This window comes from Streptomyces sp. NPDC058001 (assembly GCF_042886315.1).
Classification (GTDB): Bacteria; Actinomycetota; Actinomycetes; order Streptomycetales; family Streptomycetaceae; genus Streptomyces.
In genome coordinates, this window is sequence record NZ_JBHVQT010000012.1 from 82,135 (window position 1) to 103,467 (window position 21,333).

The 21,333-nt window shown below is 71.3% G+C and carries 20 protein-coding genes and 1 pseudogene; 18 read left to right on the forward strand and 3 right to left on the reverse strand.

Annotated elements, in window-relative coordinates; translation table 11 throughout:
- The first annotated feature begins 60 nt into the window (after positions 1–60).
- The 6 genes and pseudogenes from ACFVT5_RS28875 (at position 61) to ACFVT5_RS28900 (ending at position 6,116) form a co-directional block, all read left to right on the forward strand.
- Positions 61–1,059: an ABC transporter permease gene (locus ACFVT5_RS28875; RefSeq protein ID WP_389894036.1), complete on the forward strand. Its 999-nt coding sequence runs from the start codon at positions 61–63 to the stop codon at positions 1,057–1,059.
- Complete coding sequence (locus tag ACFVT5_RS28880) at positions 1,056–2,153, forward strand: ABC transporter ATP-binding protein (protein ID WP_389894038.1); 1,098 nt, start codon at positions 1,056–1,058, stop codon at positions 2,151–2,153. The genes ACFVT5_RS28875 and ACFVT5_RS28880 overlap by 4 nt, the downstream gene beginning before the upstream one ends.
- Before the next feature lie 86 nt (positions 2,154–2,239).
- A complete protein-coding gene (locus tag ACFVT5_RS28885; protein ID WP_389894442.1) occupies positions 2,240–3,316 on the forward strand; it encodes an ABC transporter ATP-binding protein in 1,077 nt (358 codons plus the stop codon).
- A 183-nt stretch (positions 3,317–3,499) separates the two neighbouring features.
- Positions 3,500–4,165 (forward strand): trimeric intracellular cation channel family protein, encoded by a 666-nt coding sequence (locus ACFVT5_RS28890; protein ID WP_389894040.1) that lies wholly within the window; start codon positions 3,500–3,502, stop codon positions 4,163–4,165.
- Positions 4,166–4,204: 39 nt separating this feature from the next.
- Positions 4,205–5,080: a thioesterase family protein gene (locus ACFVT5_RS28895; RefSeq protein WP_389894042.1), complete on the forward strand. Its 876-nt coding sequence runs from the start codon at positions 4,205–4,207 to the stop codon at positions 5,078–5,080.
- Between the two features lie 75 nt (positions 5,081–5,155).
- A pseudogene (locus ACFVT5_RS28900) lies at positions 5,156–6,116 on the forward strand (helix-turn-helix transcriptional regulator).
- 61 nt (positions 6,117–6,177) lie between these two features.
- Here the strand turns inward: ACFVT5_RS28900 and ACFVT5_RS28905 are convergent.
- Positions 6,178–6,801, reverse strand: a complete 624-nt coding sequence (locus ACFVT5_RS28905; protein ID WP_389894044.1) for a TetR family transcriptional regulator — start codon at positions 6,799–6,801, stop codon at positions 6,178–6,180.
- Positions 6,802–6,944: 143 nt separating this feature from the next.
- On the opposite strand from ACFVT5_RS28905, the gene ACFVT5_RS28910 reads away from it, so the two are divergent.
- From ACFVT5_RS28910 to ACFVT5_RS28920, 3 genes are all read left to right on the forward strand, one after another.
- Positions 6,945–7,112, forward strand: a complete 168-nt coding sequence (locus ACFVT5_RS28910; protein WP_389894046.1) for a hypothetical protein — start codon at positions 6,945–6,947, stop codon at positions 7,110–7,112.
- 13 nt (positions 7,113–7,125) lie between these two features.
- A complete protein-coding gene (locus ACFVT5_RS28915) occupies positions 7,126–7,398 on the forward strand; it encodes a DUF4190 domain-containing protein (RefSeq protein WP_389894048.1) in 273 nt (90 codons plus the stop codon).
- Between the two features lie 169 nt (positions 7,399–7,567).
- A complete protein-coding gene (locus ACFVT5_RS28920; protein WP_389894050.1) occupies positions 7,568–8,731 on the forward strand; it encodes a cysteine desulfurase family protein in 1,164 nt (387 codons plus the stop codon).
- A gap of 235 nt (positions 8,732–8,966) precedes the next feature.
- On the opposite strand, the gene ACFVT5_RS28925 is transcribed toward ACFVT5_RS28920, so the two are convergent.
- The gene (locus tag ACFVT5_RS28925; protein ID WP_389894052.1) at positions 8,967–9,641 is read right to left on the reverse strand and encodes an N-acetylmuramoyl-L-alanine amidase; all 675 of its coding nucleotides are present in this window, start codon (positions 9,639–9,641) and stop codon (positions 8,967–8,969) included.
- 108 nt (positions 9,642–9,749) lie between these two features.
- On the opposite strand from ACFVT5_RS28925, the gene mnmA reads away from it, so the two are divergent.
- Complete coding sequence (mnmA, locus tag ACFVT5_RS28930) at positions 9,750–10,871, forward strand: tRNA 2-thiouridine(34) synthase MnmA (RefSeq protein WP_389894054.1); 1,122 nt, start codon at positions 9,750–9,752, stop codon at positions 10,869–10,871.
- Positions 10,872–10,887: 16 nt separating this feature from the next.
- Here the strand turns inward: mnmA and ACFVT5_RS28935 are convergent, their stop codons facing one another.
- A complete protein-coding gene (locus ACFVT5_RS28935; protein ID WP_389894056.1) occupies positions 10,888–11,217 on the reverse strand; it encodes a DUF427 domain-containing protein in 330 nt (109 codons plus the stop codon).
- A gap of 52 nt (positions 11,218–11,269) precedes the next feature.
- Here ACFVT5_RS28935 and ACFVT5_RS28940 point away from each other — a divergent pair, with 52 nt between their 5' ends.
- The 8 genes from ACFVT5_RS28940 to ACFVT5_RS28975 all read left to right on the forward strand — a co-directional run bounded on the left by ACFVT5_RS28940 (position 11,270) and on the right by ACFVT5_RS28975 (position 21,319).
- Positions 11,270–11,809: a TIGR00730 family Rossman fold protein gene (locus tag ACFVT5_RS28940; RefSeq protein WP_389894058.1), complete on the forward strand. Its 540-nt coding sequence runs from the start codon at positions 11,270–11,272 to the stop codon at positions 11,807–11,809.
- A gap of 64 nt (positions 11,810–11,873) precedes the next feature.
- A complete protein-coding gene (locus ACFVT5_RS28945; protein WP_389894060.1) occupies positions 11,874–12,572 on the forward strand; it encodes an SDR family oxidoreductase in 699 nt (232 codons plus the stop codon).
- Entirely contained in the window at positions 12,572–13,585 is a 1,014-nt protein-coding gene (locus ACFVT5_RS28950; RefSeq protein ID WP_389894062.1) for a methionine synthase, read from the forward strand. Before ACFVT5_RS28945 ends, ACFVT5_RS28950 begins: the two co-directional genes overlap by 1 nt.
- A 19-nt stretch (positions 13,586–13,604) precedes the next feature.
- Positions 13,605–15,830, forward strand: coding sequence for an NAD-dependent DNA ligase LigA (gene ligA / locus ACFVT5_RS28955; protein ID WP_389894064.1), 2,226 nt, complete (start codon positions 13,605–13,607; stop codon positions 15,828–15,830).
- 232 nt (positions 15,831–16,062) lie between these two features.
- Positions 16,063–18,405: a putative bifunctional diguanylate cyclase/phosphodiesterase gene (locus ACFVT5_RS28960; protein WP_389894066.1), complete on the forward strand. Its 2,343-nt coding sequence runs from the start codon at positions 16,063–16,065 to the stop codon at positions 18,403–18,405.
- 871 nt (positions 18,406–19,276) lie between these two features.
- Positions 19,277–19,573 (forward strand): Asp-tRNA(Asn)/Glu-tRNA(Gln) amidotransferase subunit GatC, encoded by a 297-nt coding sequence (gene gatC / locus ACFVT5_RS28965; protein ID WP_016642027.1) that lies wholly within the window; start codon positions 19,277–19,279, stop codon positions 19,571–19,573.
- Between the two features lie 7 nt (positions 19,574–19,580).
- Positions 19,581–21,083 carry an Asp-tRNA(Asn)/Glu-tRNA(Gln) amidotransferase subunit GatA gene (gene gatA / locus ACFVT5_RS28970; protein WP_389894068.1) on the forward strand — a complete coding sequence of 501 codons (1,503 nt, stop codon included), beginning with the start codon at positions 19,581–19,583 and terminating at the stop codon, positions 21,081–21,083.
- On the forward strand, positions 21,080–21,319 hold the full coding sequence (locus tag ACFVT5_RS28975) for a hypothetical protein (RefSeq protein ID WP_389894070.1): 240 nt from the start codon (positions 21,080–21,082) through the stop codon (positions 21,317–21,319). The genes gatA and ACFVT5_RS28975 overlap by 4 nt, the downstream gene beginning before the upstream one ends.
- Positions 21,320–21,333: the final 14 nt, after the last annotated feature.

Sequence of the window (21,333 nt, forward strand, 5' to 3'; positions counted from 1 at the left end):
TGTGACCGCGGGCCACTGGATGACCTCCAGTGGCCCGCGGGCCCCGCCGGGCCGAGAGCAGTGCTCGCATACCTCATCAGGCGGCTCATGGCCGTCGCAGTGATGCTGGTGGTCATCATCGTGGTGGTCTTCTGCATCTTCTTCCTCATCCCCAAGTGGGCGGGTGTAGACCCGGCCACGATGTACGTGGGCAAGCAGTCCGACGCCGCGGCCGTCGAGGCCGTCCGGCAGAAGCTCCAGCTCGGCGACCCGATCTACGTCCAGGTCTTCGAGTTCTTCAAGGGCATCTTCGCGGGCCGCACGTACTCCTCGGGCGGCGACGTCACGAACTGCTCCGCGCCGTGCTTCGGCTACTCCTTCCGCAGCGAGCAGGCCATCTGGCCGGTCATCACCGACCGTCTGCCGGTCACCCTGTCGCTCGCGATCGGTGCCGCCGTGCTGTGGCTGCTGTTCGGTGTCGCCGCGGGTGTGCTCTCCGCACTCAAGCGCGGCACCCTGTGGGACCGTTCGGCGATGGTGGTCGCCCTCTCCGGTGTCTCGCTGCCCATCTACTTCACCGCGCTGCTCTCGCTGGCGATATTCGACTACGGCCTCGGCTGGATCAACGGGCAGTACTCACCCCTGGAGGACGGCCTCGGCCCGTGGTTCCAGGGCCTGTTGCTGCCCTGGGTGACCCTGTCGTTCCTGTATGCCGCGATGTACGCCCGTATCACCCGGGCCACCATGCTCGAAGTCATGGGCGAGGACTACATCCGCACCGCCCGTGCCAAGGGCCTCAGTGAGCCGACCGTCATCGGCAAGCACGCGATGCGCTCGACGATGACACCGATCCTCACGATGCTCGGGATGGACCTCGGCGCCCTGATCGGCGGCGCGATCCTCACCGAGACCGCGTTCAGCCTGCCGGGCCTCGGACAGGCCGTGCTCAAGGCGATCGACGAACGCGACCTGCCGGTGATCCTCGGCGTCACCCTCATCACCTCACTGGCGGTGATCGTCGCGAACCTCGTCGTGGACATCCTGTACGCCGTGATCGACCCCCGAGTGAGGCTCGCATGACCGACCTCAGCAAGAGCGGGGCGGCCGTCGGCGAGCCCGTGACGGACTCGCCCGCCCCCACCGCCTTCCTCGAAGTACGCGACCTGCGGGTGCACTTCCCCACCGACGACGGCCTGGTCAAGTCCGTCGACGGTGTCAGCTTCCAGCTGGAGAAGGGCAAGACCCTCGGCATCGTCGGCGAGTCCGGCTCCGGCAAGTCCGTCACCTCGCTCGGCATCATGGGCCTGCACACCGCCGGGCAGTACGGCAAGCGCAAGGCGCAGCTCTCCGGAGAGATCTGGCTCGACGGCAAGGAACTCCTGTCGGCCGACCCCGACCACGTACGCAAGCTGCGTGGCCGCGACATGGCGATGATCTTCCAGGACCCGCTGTCCTCGCTGCACCCGTACTACACGATCGGCAAGCAGATCGTGGAGGCATACCGCGTCCACAACGACGTGGACAAGAAGACCGCGCGCCGGCGTGCCGTCGAGATGCTCGACCGGGTGGGCATCCCCCAGCCGGACAAGCGCGTCGACAGCTACCCGCATGAGTTCTCCGGCGGTATGCGCCAGCGCGCGATGATCGCGATGGCGCTCGTCAACAACCCCGAACTCCTCATCGCGGACGAGCCGACGACCGCCCTCGACGTGACCGTCCAGGCGCAGATCCTCGACCTGATCCGCGACCTCCAGAAGGAGTTCGGCTCCGCGGTCATCGTCATCACGCACGACCTGGGCGTCGTCGCCGAACTGGCCGACGACATCCTCGTGATGTACGGCGGCCGATGCGTCGAACGCGGCCCCGCCGAGAAGGTGTTCTACGAGCCCCGGCACCCCTACACCTGGGGTCTGCTCGGTTCGATGCCGCGTCTGGACCGTGAGGAGACCGAGCGTCTCATCCCGGTCAAGGGCTCGCCGCCGTCGCTGATCAACATCCCGTCCGGCTGCGCCTTCAACCCCCGCTGCCCGTACGCCGATGTGCCCAAGGACAACGTCACCCGCACCGTCCGCCCGGAGTTGGCCCAGGTCGGCAGCGGCCACTGGGCCGCCTGCCACATGGACCGGGAGCAGCGGGAGCGTATCTGGACCGAAGAGATTGCGCCCAAGCTGTGAGCGAGGACAAACCCGTGACGAGCGACGACACAGGTACGGACGTCCCCGCGCCGCGGCCCGCCGAGGGCGGCGCCAACGCCACCGCGGTGACCAAGGCCGCCACGGCGGGGCCTGTCGGTGAGACGGCGCCGGGCGAGATCCTGCTCAAGGTGACCGGGCTCCGGAAGCACTTCCCCATCCGCAAGGGCCTGCTCCAGCGCCAGGTCGGGGCGGTCAAGGCGGTCGACGGCCTCGACTTCGAGGTGCGGTCCGGGGAGACCCTGGGCGTCGTCGGCGAGTCCGGCTGCGGCAAGTCGACCATGGGCCGGCTGATCACGCGGCTGCTCGAACCGACCGCCGGTACCGTCGAGTTCGAGGGCCGGGACATCACGCACCTCGGCGTCGGCGCGATGCGTCCGATGCGCCGCGATGTGCAGATGATCTTCCAGGACCCGTACTCGTCGCTGAACCCGCGGCACACGATCGGCACGATCGTCGGGGCGCCGTTCAAGCTTCAGGGCGTCACGCCCGACGGCGGCGTGAAGAAGGAGGTCCAGCGGCTCCTTGAGGTCGTCGGCCTCAACCCCGAGCACTACAACCGCTACCCGCACGAGTTCTCCGGCGGTCAGCGCCAGCGCATCGGCATCGCCCGCGCGCTCGCGCTCAACCCGAAGCTGGTCGTCGCGGACGAGCCGGTGTCGGCCCTGGACGTCTCCATCCAGGCGCAGGTCGTCAACCTCCTGGACGACCTCCAGAGCGAGCTGGGCCTGACGTACGTGATCATCGCGCACGACCTGTCCGTCGTCCGGCATGTCTCGGACCGGATCGCCGTGATGTACCTCGGCAAGATCGTGGAGCTGGCCGACCGCAAGTCGCTCTACTCGGCGCCGATGCACCCGTACACCAAGGCGCTGATGTCGGCCGTGCCGATCCCGGACCCGAAGCGGCGTAACGCGAAGAGCGAGCGGATCCTGCTCAAGGGCGATGTGCCCTCGCCGATCTCGCCGCCGGCCGGCTGCCGCTTCCACACGCGGTGCTGGAAGGCGACGGAGGTCTGCACCACGCAGGAGCCGCCGCTGATCGAACTGAAGCCGGGGCAGAAGGTGGCGTGCCACCACCCGGAGAACACCGGGACGCCGGCGGCGGCAGACCCGGCGCCCGGTACGGGGTCCTCCGGAGGCTAGGCACGGTCCGGGTGCAGGTGTTCGGGTCCGGTGGGGCTGTGCGGTGGCTGACGCCGTCGCCGATTCCGCCGGACCCTCGCCGTTTGGTGCTTCGCCGTCGTGGCGGGTACCCCCTGCGGGGCTTGGCCCGGTGACCTGACGGCCGGCGAGGGGCCGGTCGCACCGCCATGCGTAAATGGCGTCGTGCAGCACGAACTCTTCACCCCCTCCGTCCAGCACGGCCTGGACCTCGTCGGGATCTTCGTCTTCGCCATCTCCGGTGCGCTGCTCGCCGTCCGGAAGAACTTCGACGTCTTCGGCATCGCCGTACTCGCCGAGGTCACCGCGCTCGGCGGCGGTGTACTGCGGGACCTGATCATCGGCGCCGTGCCGCCCGCCGCCTTCACCGACCTCGGGTACTTCCTCACCCCGCTGCTCGCCGCGCTCCTCGTCTTCTTCCTGCATCCGCAGGTCGAGCGCATCCAGTCCGGCGTGAACATCTTCGACGCGGCGGGCCTCGGCCTGTTCTGCGTCACCGGCACGATCAAGGCGTACGACTACGGGCTCGGCCTGACCTACTCGGCGGCGCTCGGACTCGTCACGGCCGTCGGCGGCGGTGTGCTGCGCGACATCATCGCCAATGAGGTGCCGTCGCTGGTGCGCTGGGACCGCGATCTTTACGCGGTACCCGCGATGGTCGGTGCCGCGTTGGTCGTGCTGTGCATCAGCCAGGACGCCCTGAACGCGGTCACCAGCGGTGCGGCCGTGGTGATCGCCTTCGCGCTGCGGCTCCTCGCGATGCGCTACCACTGGCGGGCGCCCCGGGCCTGGAACCGGCGTTCATCGGCCGTCGAGCCGGACGAAACGTAAAAGCTACCGCTTAGTACGGTTCTGTTGTAGCGTACCGGTATGGCAGAAGCATCCGTACAGGCGGCACAGACGGCACAGGCGACGATCGGCGACAGCGAGTTCGACCGGGACACCGTGGTCACCCCGCGACTCCCCGGGGTCTACGACGCCGAACTGTCCGCCGGCTGGACGATCATCAACGCCGTCAACGGTGGCTATCTGCTCGCGGTCATCGGCCGCGCCCTCGCGCACGCGCTGCCGCACCCCCATCCGTTCACCATCTCCGCGCACTACCTCACGGCGTCCCGGCCGGGCCCCGCCGAGATCCGTACCGAGGTCGTGCGCACCGGCCGTACGCTCTCCACCGGTCAGGCGGCCCTCGTCCAGCGCGACGACGAGGGCCGCGAGGTCGAGCGGCTGCGCGTCCTTGCCTCCTACGGCGACCTCGACGCCCTCCCCGGCGACGTCCGCACCTCGGCGGAACCGCCCGCCATCCCGCCGCGCGACCAGTGCTTCGGGCCGCAGGACGCGCCGGACGCCGCCTCGGTGCCCGGCGGTTCCTCGCTCACCGAGCGGCTGATGCTGGCGCTCGACCCGGCGACGCTCGGCTGGGCGCTCGGATCGCCGTCCGGGAAGGGCGAGATGCGGTCCTGGTTCGGGCTCGCGGACGGGCGGGACGCCGACCCGCTGTCGCTGCTGCTGGCCGTGGACGCGCTGCCGCCGACCGCCTTCGAACTGGGCATCAAGGGCTGGGTGCCGACCGTCGAACTGACCGCGCACATCCGCTGCCGGCCCGCCCCCGGACCGCTCCGCGTCTCCGTCACCACCCGCAATCTCGCGGGCGGCTTCCTGGAGGAGGACGCCGAGGTCTGGGACAGCGCGGACCGGCTCGTCGCCCAGTCCCGGCAACTCGCCCGGGTCAACCTGGGGGCGTGAGATCCCACCGCGGGCCTTACGGCCCGGCCGGGCGCCTGAAGGTCGCACTGAGGGCGTGAAGGTCACACTGGGGGCGTGAAGTCCGACCGGCTGTTGTCGATCCTGCTGCTGTTGCAGACCCGGGGCCGGGTCCCCGCCCGGGACCTCGCGCAACGGCTCGATGTGTCCGTACGCACCATCTACCGCGACATCGAGGCCCTGTCGACCGCGGGCGTCCCGGTCTACGCCGAGCGCGGGCGGCACGGCGGCATCGAGCTGCTCCGCGGGTTCCGTACCGATGTCACCGGGCTGACCGCCGACGAGTCGCGCGCCCTGTTCGTACTGGCCGCGCAGGGCGCCCACGCGGCGCTCGGGCTCGACGCGGCGCTCGCGTCGGCGCTGCGCAAGGTCATGGCCGCCCTGCCCGAACCGCCCCGCCGCCGAGTTGACGGGCAGCCGCATCCTCGTCGACGAGTCCCGCTGGCTGACAGGACCGCAGCGGGCCGTCGATCTCGACGTCCTCCAGGACGCCGTCTTCGCCGACCGACGGCTGCGGCTGCGCTACCGCAGCAGCGGCGTCCGGGAGGCCAGGACGCATACCGTCGACCCGTACGGACTCGTCTCCAAGGCCGGGGTCTGGTACCTGGTCGCCGACCTCGGCGGGGCGCCCCGGCTGTTCCGCGCGGACCGGATCCGCTCCGCGACGCTCACCGACGCGCCCGTGGTGCGGCGGCCCGGGGTCGCGCTCGCCGATGTCTGGGAGGTGCTGAAGCGCCGGGTCGAGGACCAGCCGCGCGACATCGACGTCACGGTCCGCGTCCACCGCAGCCGGCTCGACCTGTTCCTGCGGATCACCGGCGCCGCCGTCCGCGAACTCCCCGACGGCGACGACGGCACGGGGGAGTGGGTCACCGTCCGGCTCGCGTACGGGGTGGTGCCCGAGGCGCGGTCCCTGTTGGCGTTCGCCGAGAACGTGGAGGTGGTTTCGCCGCCGGAGGTACGGGAGGAGGTGGCGCGGTCGGCGGGGGCGGTGGTGGCGGTGTACGGGGAGCCGTAGGGGGAGTCCTGACGGCAGGGCCGGTCGCTTCGGTTCCGGTCGCTTCGGTTCCGTTCGCCGGTCAGTCCAGCCAGTGGCGGCGGCCCAGGGTGACCAGGCGCATCTGGCGGCGGGCGACACGGGCGACGTTCTCCTCGGTGCCGGGTTCCGCGTCCAGGAACGCGGACGCCGTCATCACCATGTGGTCGACGTAGAGCCCCGCCAGCATCAGCAGATCCTCGTCACTCCAGCCCACGGACTCGCGATGCCGCCCGAGTTCCCCGCTCACCTCCTGGGCGAACAGGGCGAGTTGGCCGCTGATCGCGTCCCGCACCTGCTGGACCCCGCCGTGCCGCTCCCGGGCGATGAAGCGGACGTGCGCGGGATACGACCGCACATGACGGGCGATCAGATCGACGGTACGGGCGATGCGTTCCTCGCTGTCGCCGTCCCCGGTGGTGGCCAGCGCACCCGTGATCGTGGTGTGCAGACTGCCCAACGCCTCCTCGACCAGGGCCACTCCGAGATCGGCGGTGGAGCGGAAGTGCCGGTAGAACGCGGTCGGTGTGATGCCCACGGCGCGGGTGACCTCGCGCAGGCCCAGGCTGCTCAGGCTCTGCTCGGCCAGCAGGTCCAACGCCGCGTCCAGCAGTGCCTGTCGGGTCTTGCGCTTCTGCGCCTGCCGGATGCCGGGGGTGTGACTCATGCCATGCAGTTAACAACTGTTCTCCCAGTTTTGAAAGCCGCTGGAGCGGTAGACTCATCAGTCAGTGAACAGTTGTGCACGCAAATGGTTCACCGCGTTCCCGCACCGTCCACGGTCCCGGCACCCTCCACGGGAGGTCTCCCATGCTGTTCCTCGTCGCGGCCCTTTTGCTGTTCGGCGTCGTCCTGGGCACCGTCGCCCACGCACCGCTTCCGGTCACCTTCGCCGGAGCCGCCGTCATCGGCGTCTGGCTGACGGTCTTCGCCGTACGCGAGCGGTACGGCCGCCGACGCCACCGGTACTCGTCCTGAACGGAGTCGAATGATGCATCTCACCGTTGAAGCCCCTGGCCGGAGCCGAGGGCGGGACGCCGACGGGATGGCCGTCGCGTCGTTCGTCCTCGGTCTGCTCGGTCTGCTCGTCCTCAACATCTTCCTCGGGCCCGTCGCGATCGTGCTCGCGGCCGTAGCCCTGTGGCGCGGCACCTCGCGCCGGGGACGCGCCCTGCTCGGACTCGGCCTCGGCGTGGCCGACCTGGTCGTCCTGGTGGTCCTGATATCGGTCAACGGCACCGTGTCGTGGAGCCTGGCGGGCTGAGCGAGAGGGCTCCCCGGGGTGCGCTCAGGCGCGGGCTCGGCTGCGGCTCGGAGTGGGGCTCGGCGCGGGTCCTGACGCGGCTCCTGACGTGGGTCCCGACGCGGGTCCTGGCGTGAACACACCGCCCCGGAGATTCCCCCGGGACCGGGCTCGTAGAATCGTGCCCACCATGGCCTACCTCGACCACGCCGCGACCACTCCGATGCTTCCGGAGGCGGTCGAGGCGATGACCGCCCAGCTGACCGTCACCGGCAACGCGTCCTCACTGCACGCCGCGGGACGCCGGGCCCGGCGCACCGTCGAGGAGGCCCGCGAGACCCTCGCGGGGGCCCTCGGCGCCCGCCCCAGCGAGGTCGTCCTCACCTCCGGCGGCACCGAGGCCGACAACCTCGCCGTGAAGGGCCTGTACTGGGCCCGCCGCGACGCCGACCCGTCCCGTACGCGCGTCCTCGCCAGCCCCGTCGAGCACCACGCCGTCCTCGACGCCGTCGACTGGCTCGGCGAACACGAGGGCGCCACCGTCGAGTACCTGCCCGTCGACGCCCACGGACGCGTCCACGCCGACACCCTCCGCGAGGCCATCGCGCGCGACCCCGACGATGTCGCGCTGGCCACCGTGATGTGGGCGAACAACGAGATCGGCACGGTCATGCCGGTCCGTGAACTCGCCGAGGTCGCCGCCGAGTTCGGCGTTCCGCTGCACGCCGACGCCGTCCAGGCGTTCGGTCAGCTCCCCGTCGACTTCGAAGCCTCCGGGCTCGCCGCGATGACCGTGTCCGGACACAAGATCGGCGGCCCCTACGGCATCGGCGCCCTGCTGCTCGGCCGCGAGTACAGCCCCGTACCCGTCCTGCACGGGGGCGGCCAGGAGCGGCATGTGCGCTCCGGGACCCTCGATGTGCCCGCCATCGCCTCCTTCGCCGTCGCCGGACGGATCGCCGCCGAGCGGCGCGAGCGGTTCGCCCGCGAGATCGGCGCGCTGCGCGACGAACTCGTCGAGGCCGTCCGGGCCGCCGTGCCCGACGCGGTCCTCGGCGGTGACCCGGCCCACCGGCTGCCCGCCAACGCGCACTTCGCCTTCCCCGGCTGCGAGGGCGACTCCCTGCTGCTCCTGCTGGACGCCCAGGGCATCGAGTGCTCCACCGGCTCCGCCTGCACCGCCGGGGTCGCCCAGCCCAGCCACGTCCTGCTCGCCACCGGCACCGACCCCGACCTGGCCCGAGGCACCCTCCGCTTCTCCCTGGGCCACACCACGACCCGGTCCGACATCGAAGCCGTCGCAAAGGCGATCGGCCCAGCGGTGGAACGGGCACGAACAGCGGGCCTCACCTGACCGGCAAGTACCAGCGGGGCAGCGCCCCTTCAGGAGCACGGGGCTGTGACATGTGCGGCTCCGCCGCGCGGGCGCGCCCGGCGACAGCGGGCGGGGTAGTGCCCCGTAAGGGGCGCGGGGCTGTGACATGTGCGGCTCCGCCGCGCGGGCGCGCCCAGCCACAGCCGGCGGGGTAGCGCCCCTTCAGGGGTGCGGGGAACTGCGCGACCAGCCACGGGCGGCCCGCACGCCAGGTCTACAAGCGGAGCGCAGCCGTCGACTGAGGGGCCTTGGTGGCCGGTACCTTGTCGGCAGCCTCCCGTTCCTTACGGACCATCGGCAGATACCGGTCCCAGTCCCAGTGCGGCCCCGGGTCCGTGTGGTCCGTGCCCGGGACCTCCACATGGCCGATGATGTGCTCGCGGTCCACCGGAATCCCGTACCGCTTGCATATCCCCGCCGTGAGCCGGGCCGACGCCCGGTACATCGCCGTCGTGAACGACGAAGGGCGGTCCACGAAGCCCTCGTGCTCGATGCCGACACTGCGCTCGTTGTACGCGCGGTTGCCCGCGTGGAACGCCACGTCCAACTCGCGGATCATCTGCGTCACATGCCCGTCCTTGCGGACCACATAGTGCGCCGCCGCACCGTGCCCCGGGTCCTGGAACACCCGCACCGCGCTGCTGAAGCTGCCCTGCGTGACATGGATGATCACCCGGTCTATCCGGTAGTCGTCCGGGCGGTCCGCCCGCCGCCAGTTCGCCCCCGACGCCGCCACCCAGGCCGCGCCGCGGAAGTCCACCGCACCGTCCACGCGCGGCTTGTCGACGCCGGGTGTACGCCACCACAGGCGCCCCAGCTCGTCGCGCGCCGCGACTCCGACGCCCACGGCGGCCACCGCACCGCCGATGAGCAGCGTCCGTCGCCCCATGTTCGGGCTCGCGTCCTTCGCCGGCCGGCCCCTCCGCTGTTCCCGCATGTGATCTTCAACGGATACTCGCGGAAATCGGTTCCCGGCGACCCGTACTCTGGAGGGGTTATGACTGAGACCCCGCAGCGTCCCCTCCGTGTCCTCGCCGCCATGTCGGGCGGCGTGGACTCCGCCGTCGCCGCCGCCCGCGCCGCCGAGGCCGGGCACGATGTGACCGGAGTCCATCTCGCCCTGTCCGCGAATCCGCAGTCCTTCCGCACCGGTGCCCGCGGCTGCTGCACCATCGAGGACTCCCGCGACGCCCGCCGCGCCGCCGACGTCATCGGCATCCCATTCTATGTGTGGGACCTCGCCGAGCGGTTCCGCGAGGACGTCGTGGAGGACTTCGTCGCGGAGTACGAGGCGGGGCGCACCCCGAACCCGTGTCTGCGGTGCAACGAGAAGATCAAGTTCGCCGCGCTCCTCGACAAGGCGCTCGCCCTCGGCTTCGACGCGGTCTGCACCGGGCACTACGCGCGCGTGGTGACCCACGAGGACGGTGCGCGCGAACTGCACCGCGCGTCGGACATGGCCAAGGACCAGTCGTATGTCCTCGGCGTCCTCGACGAGCGCCAGCTCGCGCACGCCCTGTTCCCGCTCGGTGACACCGTCACCACCAAGGACGAGATCCGCGCGGAGGCCGAACGCCGTGGCCTCGCCGTCGCCAAGAAGCCCGACAGCCACGACATCTGCTTCATCGCCGACGGCGACACGCAGGGCTTCCTCGCCCGGCGCCTCGGCACGCACGAGGGCGACATCGTCGACGAGTCCGGCACCAGGCTCGGCACCCACGACGGGGCGTACGGCTACACCATCGGCCAGCGCAAGGGCCTGCGCATCGGCACCCCGGCACCCGACGGCAAGGCGCGCTACGTCCTGGACATCTCGCCCGTCGACAACACCGTCACGGTCGGCCCCGCCGCGTCCCTGGACGTCAGCGCCCTCACCGCCGTACGCCCCCGCTGGTGCGGTACGGCGCCGGCCGCGTCCGGTACGTACACCGCGCAGTTGCGGGCGCACGGCGGCGAGACCGAGGTGACGGCCGAACTGGTCGACGGCACGCTCCAGGTCCGCTTCACCGAGCCGGTACGGGGCGTGGCGCCCGGCCAGGCGATCGTGCTCTACGACGGCACCCGCGTCGTCGGCTCGGCGACGATCGCGACGACCACGCGCGCGAAGGCGATGGCCTGACCTCTCGGGGGATCCGTCAGCTCCTGACCACCTCCGGCTCGTAGAAGCACAGGTGGTCCTTGATCTCGGCCACCCCGTCCTTGGGCTCCGGATACGCCCACACCAGGTCGGGGGCGTCCGGCAGGGACCAGTAGGAGGCGGTTCCCTTGAACGGGCAGTAGGTGTGGGTCTCCGACGCCGTCAGGAGGTCCGTGCGGACGTCATCCGGCGGGAGGTAGTAGCGGACGGGACAGCCCGTCTCGCGCAGCAGCAGCGGGCGGCGGCTCTCGGCGACGACCTGTCCGTCGTGCACCACGCGTACGAGATCCGTGCCCTGTTCGATGGTGATCGTGTGTCCTTCGCTCATACCTGGAACAGCGCCTGCCGGGGCCCGGTTCTTCCCCCGTACGGTGGTCGGCATGAATATCTGCGTCTTCCTCTCCGCCGCCGACCTCCCCGAGCGCTACACACGGCCCACCCGCGAGTTCGCCGAACTCCTCGGCAAAGGCGGGCACACCCTGGTCTGGGGCGGCTCCGACGTGGGCCTGATGAAGGTCCTCGCGGACGGTGTGCAGAAGGCGGGCGGCCGGCTCGTCGGGGTCTCCGTGGACTTCCTCCAGGACTCCGCGCGCGTGGGCGCGGACGAGATAGTCGTCGCCCGGGACCTCGCCGAGCGCAAGGCCCTGCTCCTGGAGAAGGCGGACGGCGTCGTGATCATGGTCGGTGGGACCGGCACCCTGGACGAGGCCACCGAGATCCTGGAACTGCGCAAGCACGGCAAGCACACCAAGCCGGTGGTGCTGCTCAACTCGGCCGGGTTCTACGACGGGCTCAAGGAGCAGTTCCGGCGGATGGACGACGAGGGGTTCCTGCCGCTGCCGCTCACCGACCTGGTGTTCTTCGCCGATGAGCCGGTCGGGGCACTCGCGTACCTGGAGGAGTCCTTCGGCACCGCCTGACGGGGCCCGGCCTGGGCACCTCCGGGGGCCACCGGTTGTCGGTGTCGGTCCCGGTGGTGCGAGCATGGCGCCCATGGCAACACATGTGATCTCCGGGGCCGGCTCCGGCATCGGCGCGGCCGTCGCCCGCCGTCTGCACGCGCGCGGGGACGACCTCGTGCTCCTCGCGCGCGACGCGGGCCGCGCCAAGGACCTGGCCGCCGCCCTGCCGGGGGCCCGCACCCTCGTCGGTGACCTGGCCGACCCGGACCGGCTCTCCTGGGCGTTCTCGCACCAGGCCCTGCCCGACCGGGTCGACTCCCTCCTGCACATCGCGGGCGTCGTCGACCTCGGTGCCGTCGGCGACCTCACCCCCAAGACCTGGCGCCACCAGCTCAACGTCAACCTCCTCGCGCCCGCCGAACTGACCCGGCACTTCCTGCCCCAACTCCGCGTCGCCCAGGGCCATGTGGTCTTCGTCAACTCCGGTGCGGGCCTGCGCGCGCACGCCGACTGGTCCGCGTACGCCGCCTCCAAGCACGGTCTGAAGGCCCTCGCGGACGCGCTGCGCGACGAGGAGCACGGCAACGGCGTCCGGGTCACCTCCGTCTACCCGGGGCGCACCGCGAGCGCCATGCAGGCCAAGGTCCACCAGCAGGAGGGCAAGTCCTACGACCCGGACCGCTGGATGGACCCGGAGTCGGTCGCCACGACCGTCCTGACCGCGCTCGACCTGCCCCGCGACGCGGAGGTCACCGATCTGACCGTACGGCCGGGCCGCTGATGACCGGGACCGCGGCATTCCCCTGGGGACCCGCCACCGGCATCGGGTCCATGCCCGGCGGCGACGCGCGCGAGGCGGCCAGGACCGTCGTCGGCAGCCTCGACTCCGGACAGGGCGTCCCGTACCTCGCGGAACTGCCCGCGCGCGGCCCCGGCGCCGACATGATCGGACGCACCGCCGGGATGCTCGTCGAGATGTACGCGCGCGTGGAGCCCAGCGGCTGGCGGCTCGGCGACCGGCCGGGCCGCGACACCCGGCGGGCCGTCTCCTGGCTCGGCGAGGACCTCGACGCCCTGGAGGAGTTCACCCAGGGCTGGACAGGACCCCTCAAGGTGCAGGCCGTCGGACCGTGGACCCTCGCCGCGGCCCTGGAACTGCGCAACGGCGAATCGGTCCTGTCCGACCCCGGGGCCTGCCGCGACCTCGCCGGCTCCCTCACCGAGGGCCTGCGCGGACACCTCGCCGAGGTACACCGCAGGGTGCCGGGCGCCCAGGTCGCGCTCCAGCTCGACGAGCCCTCACTCGTCGCCGTCCTGCGCGGACAGGTACGGAGCGCGAGCGGCTACCGCACCCACCGCGCCGTCGACCGGCAGATCGTCGAAGGCATCCTGCGGGACGTCAGCGGCGCCCACGACGGACCCGTCGTCTTCCACTCCTGCGCCCCCGATGTGCCGTTCGCGCTGCTGCGCCGGGCCGGGGCCGCCGCGGTCTCCTTCGACTTCTCGCTGCTCACCGAGCGTGACGACGACGCGATCGGGGAGGCCGTGGAAAGCGGCACCAAGCTGTTCGCCGGTGTCGTGCCCGGCACGGACGGCCCGTTGTCAGACCCGGCAGGTAGCGTCAGTGGTGTCAGGACGCTGTGGCGCAGGTTGGGGCTGCGACCGGGGCTGCTCGGCGACACCGTCGTGCTCACTCCGGCCTGCGGTCTCGCGGGGGCATCGCCGGAGTACGCGCGGCGGGCACTCGCCCATTGCGTCCGGGCGGCGAGATCCCTCGCGGACAACCCTGAGTAACGTAACGGGAGGACAAGAAGTGGCCGGCGACCAGCACGCACAGCCCGCATCGGTGCCCGCGCAGGCACGGGAGAAGCACGCGCAGCTCGCCGAACAGATCGAAGAGCACCGCTTCCGGTACTACGTGAGGGATCAACCGGTCGTCAGCGACGCCGAGTTCGACCAGCTCATGCGCACCCTGGAGGCCCTAGAGGAGGAGTATCCGCAGCTGCGTACGCCGGACTCGCCGACCCAGAAGGTCTCCGGGGCCTATGAGACCGACCTGGCGTCGGTGGAGCACCGCGAGAAGATGCTCTCCCTCGACAACGCCTTCGACGACGCGGGCCTGACCACCTGGGCCGAGCGCATCGCGAAGGACGTCGGCACCACGGACTACCACTTCCTGTGCGAACTGAAGGTCGACGGCCTCGCGGTCAACCTCACCTATGAGGACGGCCGTCTCACCCGCGCCGCCACTCGCGGCGACGGCCGCACCGGCGAGGACATCACACCCAACGTCCGCACCATCGCCGAGATCCCGCACCGCCTCCAGGGCGACCGCGTCCCGCGCCTCGTGGAGATCCGCGGCGAGGTCTACTTCCCGATGGAGGCGTTCCAGGAGCTGAACGCCCGCCGCGTCGAAGCGGGCGAGAAGCCCTACGCCAACCCCCGTAACTCCGCGTCGGGTTCGCTGCGCCAGAAGGACCCCAGGGTCACCGCGACCCTGCCGCTGCACATGGTCGTGCACGGCATCGGCGCGCGCGAGGGCTTCGACATCGACCGCCTCTCGCAGGCGTACGACCTGCTCCACGAGTGGGGCCTGCCGACCGCCCGGCACAACAGGGTCGTGAACTCCATCGAGGGAGTAAGGGAGTTCATCGCGTACTACGGCGACAACCGCCACTCCGTGGAGCACGAGATCGACGGCGTCGTCGTCAAACTCGACGAGATCCCCCTCCAGGGCCGCCTCGGCTCCACCTCACGCGCGCCGCGCTGGGCCATCGCCTGGAAGTACGCGCCGGAAGAGGTCAACACCAAGCTCGTGAACATCCGCGTCGGCGTCGGCCGCACCGGCCGCGTCACGCCGTACGCGCAGGTGCAGCCCGTCGTCGTCGCCGGGTCCGAGGTCGAGTTCGCGACCCTGCACAACCAGGACGTGGTCAAGGCCAAAGGCGTCCTCATCGGGGACACCGTCGTCATCCGCAAGGCCGGTGAGGTGATCCCCGAGATCCTCGGCCCGGTGGTCGACCTGCGGGACGGCAGCGAGCGGGAGTTCGTGATGCCCGTCGAATGCCCCGAGTGCGGCACCGCGCTACGGCCGATGAAGGAGGGCGACATCGACCTCCGGTGCCCCAACGCCCGCTCCTGCCCCGCCCAGTTGCGTGAGCGCCTGTTCTATCTCGCGGGCCGCAAGTGCCTCGACATCGACCACTTCGGGTATGTGTCGGCCGCCGCCCTCACCAAGCCGCTGGAGCCCGCCGAGCCGCCGTTGAAGGACGAGGGCGACCTGTTCGACCTGACCATGGAGCAACTGCTGCCCATCAAGGCGTATGTGCTCGACATGGACAGCGGCCTGCCCAAGCGCGACCCGGAGACCGGTGAGGAGAAGGTCGTCACGGTCTTCGCCAACCAGGAGGGTGAGCCGAAGAAGAACGCCGTCGCGATGCTGGAGAGCATCGCCGCCGCCCGGCAGCGCCCCCTCGCGCGCGTGCTCACCGGCCTCTCCGTCCGCCATGTCGGCCCGGTCGCCGCCGAGGCCCTCGCCCGCGAGTTCGGCTCGATCGACCGCATCGAGCAGGCCAGCGAGGAGGAACTGGCCGCCACCGACGGCGTCGGACCCATCATCGCCGCATCCCTCAAGCAGTGGTTCACCGAGGACTGGCACCAGGAGATCCTGCGCAAGTGGAAGGCCGCAGGCGTCCGGACCGAGGACGAGGGCGCGGGTGAGGACCGCGGCCCCCGCCCCCTCGAAGGGCTCACCGTCGTCGTCACGGGCACCCTGGAGCGCCACACCCGCGACGGCGCCAAGGAAGCCCTCCAGAGCCGCGGCGCCAAAGTGACCGGATCGGTCTCGAAGAAGACGGCATTCGTGGTCGTCGGTGACAACCCGGGGTCCAAGTACGACAAGGCGATGCAGCTCAAGGTGCCGGTTCTGAACGAGGACGGTTTCGCCGTTCTCCTCGAACAAGGGCCCGAAGCAGCCGCCGCCGTGGCCCTTCCGACCGGAGAACAGGCCGCTGACGGGGAAGAAGTGACGGACGAGTAGCGGTTGAACGTCACCCGATCGGCGCATACCAGATGCATACGGGTGGCTGGTCGCATTCGGGCAACCGTCGCCGACCGCTGCCCCTGGAAGCCTTCCGCGGCCTACTGTTGAGAAGTGCGCCTGCCGTGCCTCGCCGCGTGGCGGGTTTCCAGACGCGCCCGACGGAGATCGGCCGGTCGGCCGACCGTCGGACCGCGTCGCGCGGGCACCGCCGGCTGTGAGAGGGACGGGAATGGATTCGAGCGAGAGCGCCGCCCCGGACGCACGGCTGCGCAGGCGACGCACACCGGTCGCCTGGCTCACCGCACGCCGGACCGCCACCCGTCCGGACCCCACCGCCCCGCCCGGCCGCGGCGGCGGCTCGGGACCGGACGGCCGCCGCACCGACGCGCACCGTCCGGGCGTCCACCCGTCCGGCGCCTACCCGTCCGGCGCGTATCCGTCGGGCGCGTATGCCGCCGGGGCCTACGCGGCGCCTCCGACCGGCTCCTACGGGCCGGGGCATCCGGACGACGGCATACCGCATGGTGCCCGCGGGATCTGGCCGACGCTCGCCGTGGTCGTCGTCGCCCTGGCCGCGTTCGTCCTCGGCGCCGGCGCGTACCGCGCCGTCGGTGAGGACCGCGCGCTGTTCCCGTCCGGCAGCGCGGGCTGGTCCCTGGCCGTCCTCGCCGGCCTCGTCGTCGGCCACCTGGTGGCACTCGGCAGCAACCGCTGGTGGGGCGGTACGGGCTCCGGCTCCGCCCTCACCCTCGCCGTGCTGCTCCTCTACGGCTGGATGCCCGCCGGCATGGTCAGCCTCACCGTCGTCGTCCTCGTCGGAGCCGCCCGCCGCCACCGCTGGCGACAGGGCCTCCTGCACGGTGCCGTCGACATCCTCGGCACAGGGGCGGGCGCCCTCGTCCTCGCGATCTGCGGCAAGGTCCCCACCGTCGAGACCCCCTGGCACCCCGACACCTGGGACCTGTACGCCGTACCCGAGGTCGTCCTCGTCGCGGCCACCTATCTCGCGGTCACCCGACTGCTCCTCTGGTACGTCCAGGCGTCCCGCAGCGCCGGACTGCCCACCGCCGCGCGGACCGCGCTCGTCCGGCAGAGCCTCGTCGCCGTCGCGCTGCTCGCCATCGCCCCGCTGATCTGCGTCGTCGCCATGGCGATGCCGGTCCTGCTGCCGCTGTTCGCGGTGCCGCTGATCGCCCTCGACTACACCCTGTGGATGGCTCGCGCCCGCGCCGAGGAACAACTCCGCGACCCGCTCACCGGACTGCCCAACCGGCAGTGGCTCCTCGAACGCACCTGGGCCGCGCTCGACGACGCCGAACGCATCGGCGCCCGGTCCGCGCTGATGCTCATCGACCTGGACCGCTTCCGCTCCGTGAACGACACCCTCGGACACCTCGCCGGTGACCGGCTGCTGCTCCAGATCGCCGACCGGCTCCGGGTCGCCCTGCCGCGCGGAGCGGAGGCCGCGCGGCTCGGCGGCGACGAGTTCGCCGTCCTGCTGCCCGTCGCCGACTCCACCACATCGGCGACCCGCGTCGCCCGCGCCGTCGTCGCCGCGCTCGGCTCCCCGCTCGACCTCGACGGGCTCACCCTCGTCCTGGAGGCCAGCGCCGGCGTCTCCGTCTTCCCCGACCACGCGCTCGACGCGGAAGGGCTGCTGCGGCGCGCGGACGTCGCCATGTACCAGGCGAAAAGGGACCGTACGGGGGTGGAGGTCTACGAGTCGAAGCGGGACTCGAACACACCCGACCGGCTCGGTCTGCTCGGCGATCTGCGGCGCGCGCTCGACGCCGGGGACGTCCAACTGCACTACCAGCCGAAGGTCCGTTTCGACGGGCAGGTGGCCGGACTTGAGGCCCTGGTGCGGTGGGTGCACCCCGAGCGGGGGAGCGTGCCGCCGGACGAGTTCATCGCCATCGCCGAGTCGTCCGGGCTGATGCCGCATCTCACCGAGTACGTACTGGAGTCCGCGCTCGGCCAGGTCGCGCGCTGGCGGGCCCAGGGGCTGTTCGTGCCGGTCGCCGTCAATGTGTCGCCGCGCGATGTGCACACGCCCGGGTTCGCGGGGTCCGTCGCCGCGCGGCTGGCCCGGCACGGGGTCCCGCCGGGGGCGCTCCAGTTGGAGATAACGGAGCATGTGCTCCTTGAGGACCCGCAGCGGGCCGCCGACACGCTGGCCGCGCTGACCGGGCACGGCGTGAAGATGTCCCTCGACGACTTCGGTACGGGGTATTCGTCGCTCGTGCATCTGCGGCGGCTGCCGGTCAGTGAGCTGAAGATCGACCGGTCGTTCGTGGCGCGGCTCGCGGTGGACACCGAGGACGCGGAGATCGTGCGGTGCACCGTCGATCTGGCGCATTCGCTGGGGTTGCTCGTCGTGGCGGAGGGGGTCGAGGACGACGAGACGTGGGAGCGGTTGCGGGATCTCGGGTGTGATGCGGTGCAGGGGTGGTTGGTGGCGGCGGCGATGCCTGTGCCGGAGGCTACGGCGTGGTTGATGGCGCGGGGGGGTGGGGGGCGGAGGTCTTCACCGGCGGCCCTGCCTGCGGCGGCGTCCGACCTGGACCCCTAGCCCGGCCTGCGGCCGGATCGTGTACCCACCCGCAGCCACCCGTGACGGTCCGTCTCCACGGTGCGGGCCTCCCCGTGCCCCGTCCTCGCCGTCGGCGGCTGCCCCGCCGTGGCGGGTTTCGTTCTCCCACCCGCAGCCACCCGTGACAGTCCGTCTCCACGTGCGGGTCTTCCGGTGCCCCGTCCTCACCGTCGGCGGCCAACCGCCGGATGCCCCGCCTTCACCATCAGCAGCGCCTGCCGATGACGGTCCGCTCCCACGTGCAGGTCACCTCGTGCCCCGCCCACAACCCACCCGTAACCGTTCGCTCCCGCCTGCGGGCCCCTCGGTGTCGCGCCCCCGGCGTAGACAGCTGCCCCGCCACGGTCTGCCCGTATCGGTCCGCTCCCCCTTGCGCGCCCCCCTCTTCGGCGGCCGTGCCGCGCACCCGCCACGGCCCGCTGCCTCCCACGTGCAGACCTTCCGGTGCCGCGTCCCCGGCGTCGGAGCCGTCCTGCCTCGGTCCACCTGCGGGTGTCCCCGTTCAGCCTTCGTCGTCGGTCGCTCTTCCGCCGATGTCTCCCCCGCCCGCCGCACCCGAGACCATCGGCCCCACCTGCTCGTGTCTGCCGCGCCCGCAGCCCCGACCCCCGCCCACGGACCCACCCCCACCTGCGGACCCTCTCGCCGCCCGCCGTCACCGTCCCTCCGCTCCCGGTAGCCCCGCGCCAGCGGTCCCCCCCAAGGGCGGGTGGGTGGGGAGTGTTCGTAGTTCTCGCTAGGCCCCGGTTCGTAGTTCTCGCCGGCCCCCGGAGGGAACGCGTTTCGACCGTGTCCCTCGTGGCCCATAGGATTGGGCCAAAATCCGTACACTCACCCTGAGGATCGCCGCATGCCTGGCATCACGCGCGAGGAGGTCGCCCACCTCGCCCGGCTGGCGCGTCTGGAGCTGAAGGACGAAGAGCTAGACCACTTCGCCGGCCAGCTCGACGACATCATCGGCGCGGTCGCCCGCGTATCCGAGGTCGCCGACCAAGACGTACCGCCGACCTCCCACCCGCTCCCGCTGACGAATGTCATGCGCGCGGACGAGGTCCGACCCTCGCTCACCCCCGAGCAGGCGCTCTCCGGCGCCCCGGCCCAGGAGCAGCAGCGTTTCAAGGTGCCGCAGATCCTGGGGGAGGACTGATCACGCCATGACCGACAGCAACAGCATCATCCGGCTCGGCGCCGCCGAGATCGCCGCGAAGATCGCCGCAGGCGAACTCACCGCCGTCCAGGTCACCGAGGCGCACCTCGCGCGGATCGAGGCCGTCGACGAGAAGGTGCACGCCTTTCTGCACGTCGACCGCGAGGGCGCCCTTGCCCAGGCCCGTGCCGTGGACGCGAAGCGTGAGCGAGGAGAGACCCTTGGTCCGCTCGCCGGTGTGCCTCTCGCGCTCAAGGATATTTTTACGACCGAGGGGATTCCCACCACCGTAGGGTCCAAGATCCTCGAAGGGTGGATTCCGCCCTATGACGCCACCGTCACCAAGCGGCTCAAGGCCGCCGACGTCGTGGTGCTCGGCAAGACCAACATGGACGAGTTCGCCATGGGGTCCAGCACCGAGAACAGCGCGTACGGACCCACCGGCAACCCCTGGGACCTGACCCGTGTCCCGGGCGGCTCCGGCGGTGGCTCGTCCGCCGCGCTGGCCTCGTACCAGGCGCCGCTGGCCATCGGCACCGACACCGGCGGTTCCATCCGCCAGCCCGCCGCCGTCACCGGCACGGTCGGCGTGAAGCCGACGTACGGCGGCGTCTCGCGCTACGGCATGGTCGCCTTCTCCAGCTCCCTTGACCAGGGCGGCCCCTGCGCCCGCACGGTGCTCGACGCCGCGCTGCTCCACGAGGTCATCGCCGGGCACGACCCCCTCGACTCGACCTCGATCGACGCCCCGGTACCGCCGGTCGTGGAGGCCGCGCGCAACGGTTCCGTGGACGGTATGCGGGTGGGCGTCGTCAAGCAGTTCCGGGGCGAGGGCTATCAGGCCGGCGTCGTGCAGCGGTTCGACGAGTCCGTCTCGCTCCTCAAGGAACTGGGCGCCGAGATCGTCGAGCTGGACTGCCCGTCCTTCGACCTGGCCCTGTCCGCGTACTACCTCATCGCCCCGTCCGAGTGTTCGAGCAACCTCGCCCGCTTCGACGCGATGCGGTACGGCCTGCGCGTCGGCGACGACGGAACGCGCTCCGCCGAGGACGTCACCGCGCTCACCCGCGAGGCCGGATTCGGCGACGAGGTCAAGCGCCGCGTCATGCTCGGCACCTACGCCCTCAGCTCCGGGTACTACGACGCCTATTACGGCTCCGCGCAGAAGGTGCGAACCTTGATCACCCGGGACTTCGACCGGGCCTTCGAGCAGGTCGACGTGATCGTGTCGCCGACGACACCCACCACCGCCTTCCCGATCGGCGAGCGCGCCGACGACCCGATGGCGATGTACCTCGCGGACCTGTGCACCATCCCGGCCAACCTCGCGGGCAACGCCGCCATGTCCCTGCCCTGCGGCCTCGCGCCGGAGGACAACCTGCCGGTCGGACTCCAGATCGTCGCCCCGGCGATGAAGGACGACCGCCTGTACAAGGTCGGTGCCGCCGTCGAGGCGGCGTTCGTGGAACGCTGGGGTCACCCGCTCCTTGAGGAGGCACCGTCGCTATGAGCGCACTGTCCAAGGCCAAGGGCTTCAAGAAGTCCAAGTCCGGCACGTACCTGTCCATCGCCACGACCGCGTTCGGCGCCGTCAGTGTCGCCAAGCAGGCCAAGAAGGCCCGCTCCGAGCACGACACGCTCCGGCTGCTCGACGCGGCGGTGTCCGCCGCCGCCATCGTCACCGGCCTCGCGATCCTCTACCGCGAGCTGAGGCGCCTGGGCGACGACGACGTCCTGCTGGGCTGAGAGGGAAGTTTTCA

Bases quoted from the DNA above. Each gene is read 5' to 3' on its own strand.
- ACFVT5_RS28880 (WP_389894038.1), top strand. From the start codon at position 1,056: ATGACCGACCTCAGCAAGAGCGGGGCGGCCGTCGGCGAGCCCGTGACG.
- ACFVT5_RS28895 (WP_389894042.1), top strand. From the start codon at position 4,205: ATGGCAGAAGCATCCGTACAGGCGGCACAGACGGCACAGGCGACGATC.
- ACFVT5_RS28905 (WP_389894044.1), bottom strand. From the start codon at position 6,801: ATGAGTCACACCCCCGGCATCCGGCAGGCGCAGAAGCGCAAGACCCGA.
- ACFVT5_RS28910 (WP_389894046.1), top strand. From the start codon at position 6,945: ATGCTGTTCCTCGTCGCGGCCCTTTTGCTGTTCGGCGTCGTCCTGGGC.
- ACFVT5_RS28915 (WP_389894048.1), top strand. From the start codon at position 7,126: ATGCATCTCACCGTTGAAGCCCCTGGCCGGAGCCGAGGGCGGGACGCC.
- ACFVT5_RS28920 (WP_389894050.1), top strand. From the start codon at position 7,568: ATGGCCTACCTCGACCACGCCGCGACCACTCCGATGCTTCCGGAGGCG.
- ACFVT5_RS28925 (WP_389894052.1), bottom strand. From the start codon at position 9,641: ATGGGGCGACGGACGCTGCTCATCGGCGGTGCGGTGGCCGCCGTGGGC.
- mnmA (WP_389894054.1), top strand. From the start codon at position 9,750: ATGACTGAGACCCCGCAGCGTCCCCTCCGTGTCCTCGCCGCCATGTCG.
- ACFVT5_RS28935 (WP_389894056.1), bottom strand. From the start codon at position 11,217: ATGAGCGAAGGACACACGATCACCATCGAACAGGGCACGGATCTCGTA.
- ACFVT5_RS28940 (WP_389894058.1), top strand. From the start codon at position 11,270: ATGAATATCTGCGTCTTCCTCTCCGCCGCCGACCTCCCCGAGCGCTAC.
- ACFVT5_RS28945 (WP_389894060.1), top strand. From the start codon at position 11,874: ATGGCGCCCATGGCAACACATGTGATCTCCGGGGCCGGCTCCGGCATC.
- ACFVT5_RS28950 (WP_389894062.1), top strand. From the start codon at position 12,572: ATGACCGGGACCGCGGCATTCCCCTGGGGACCCGCCACCGGCATCGGG.
- ACFVT5_RS28960 (WP_389894066.1), top strand. From the start codon at position 16,063: ATGGATTCGAGCGAGAGCGCCGCCCCGGACGCACGGCTGCGCAGGCGA.
- gatC (WP_016642027.1), top strand. From the start codon at position 19,277: ATGCCTGGCATCACGCGCGAGGAGGTCGCCCACCTCGCCCGGCTGGCG.
- gatA (WP_389894068.1), top strand. From the start codon at position 19,581: ATGACCGACAGCAACAGCATCATCCGGCTCGGCGCCGCCGAGATCGCC.
- ACFVT5_RS28975 (WP_389894070.1), top strand. From the start codon at position 21,080: ATGAGCGCACTGTCCAAGGCCAAGGGCTTCAAGAAGTCCAAGTCCGGC.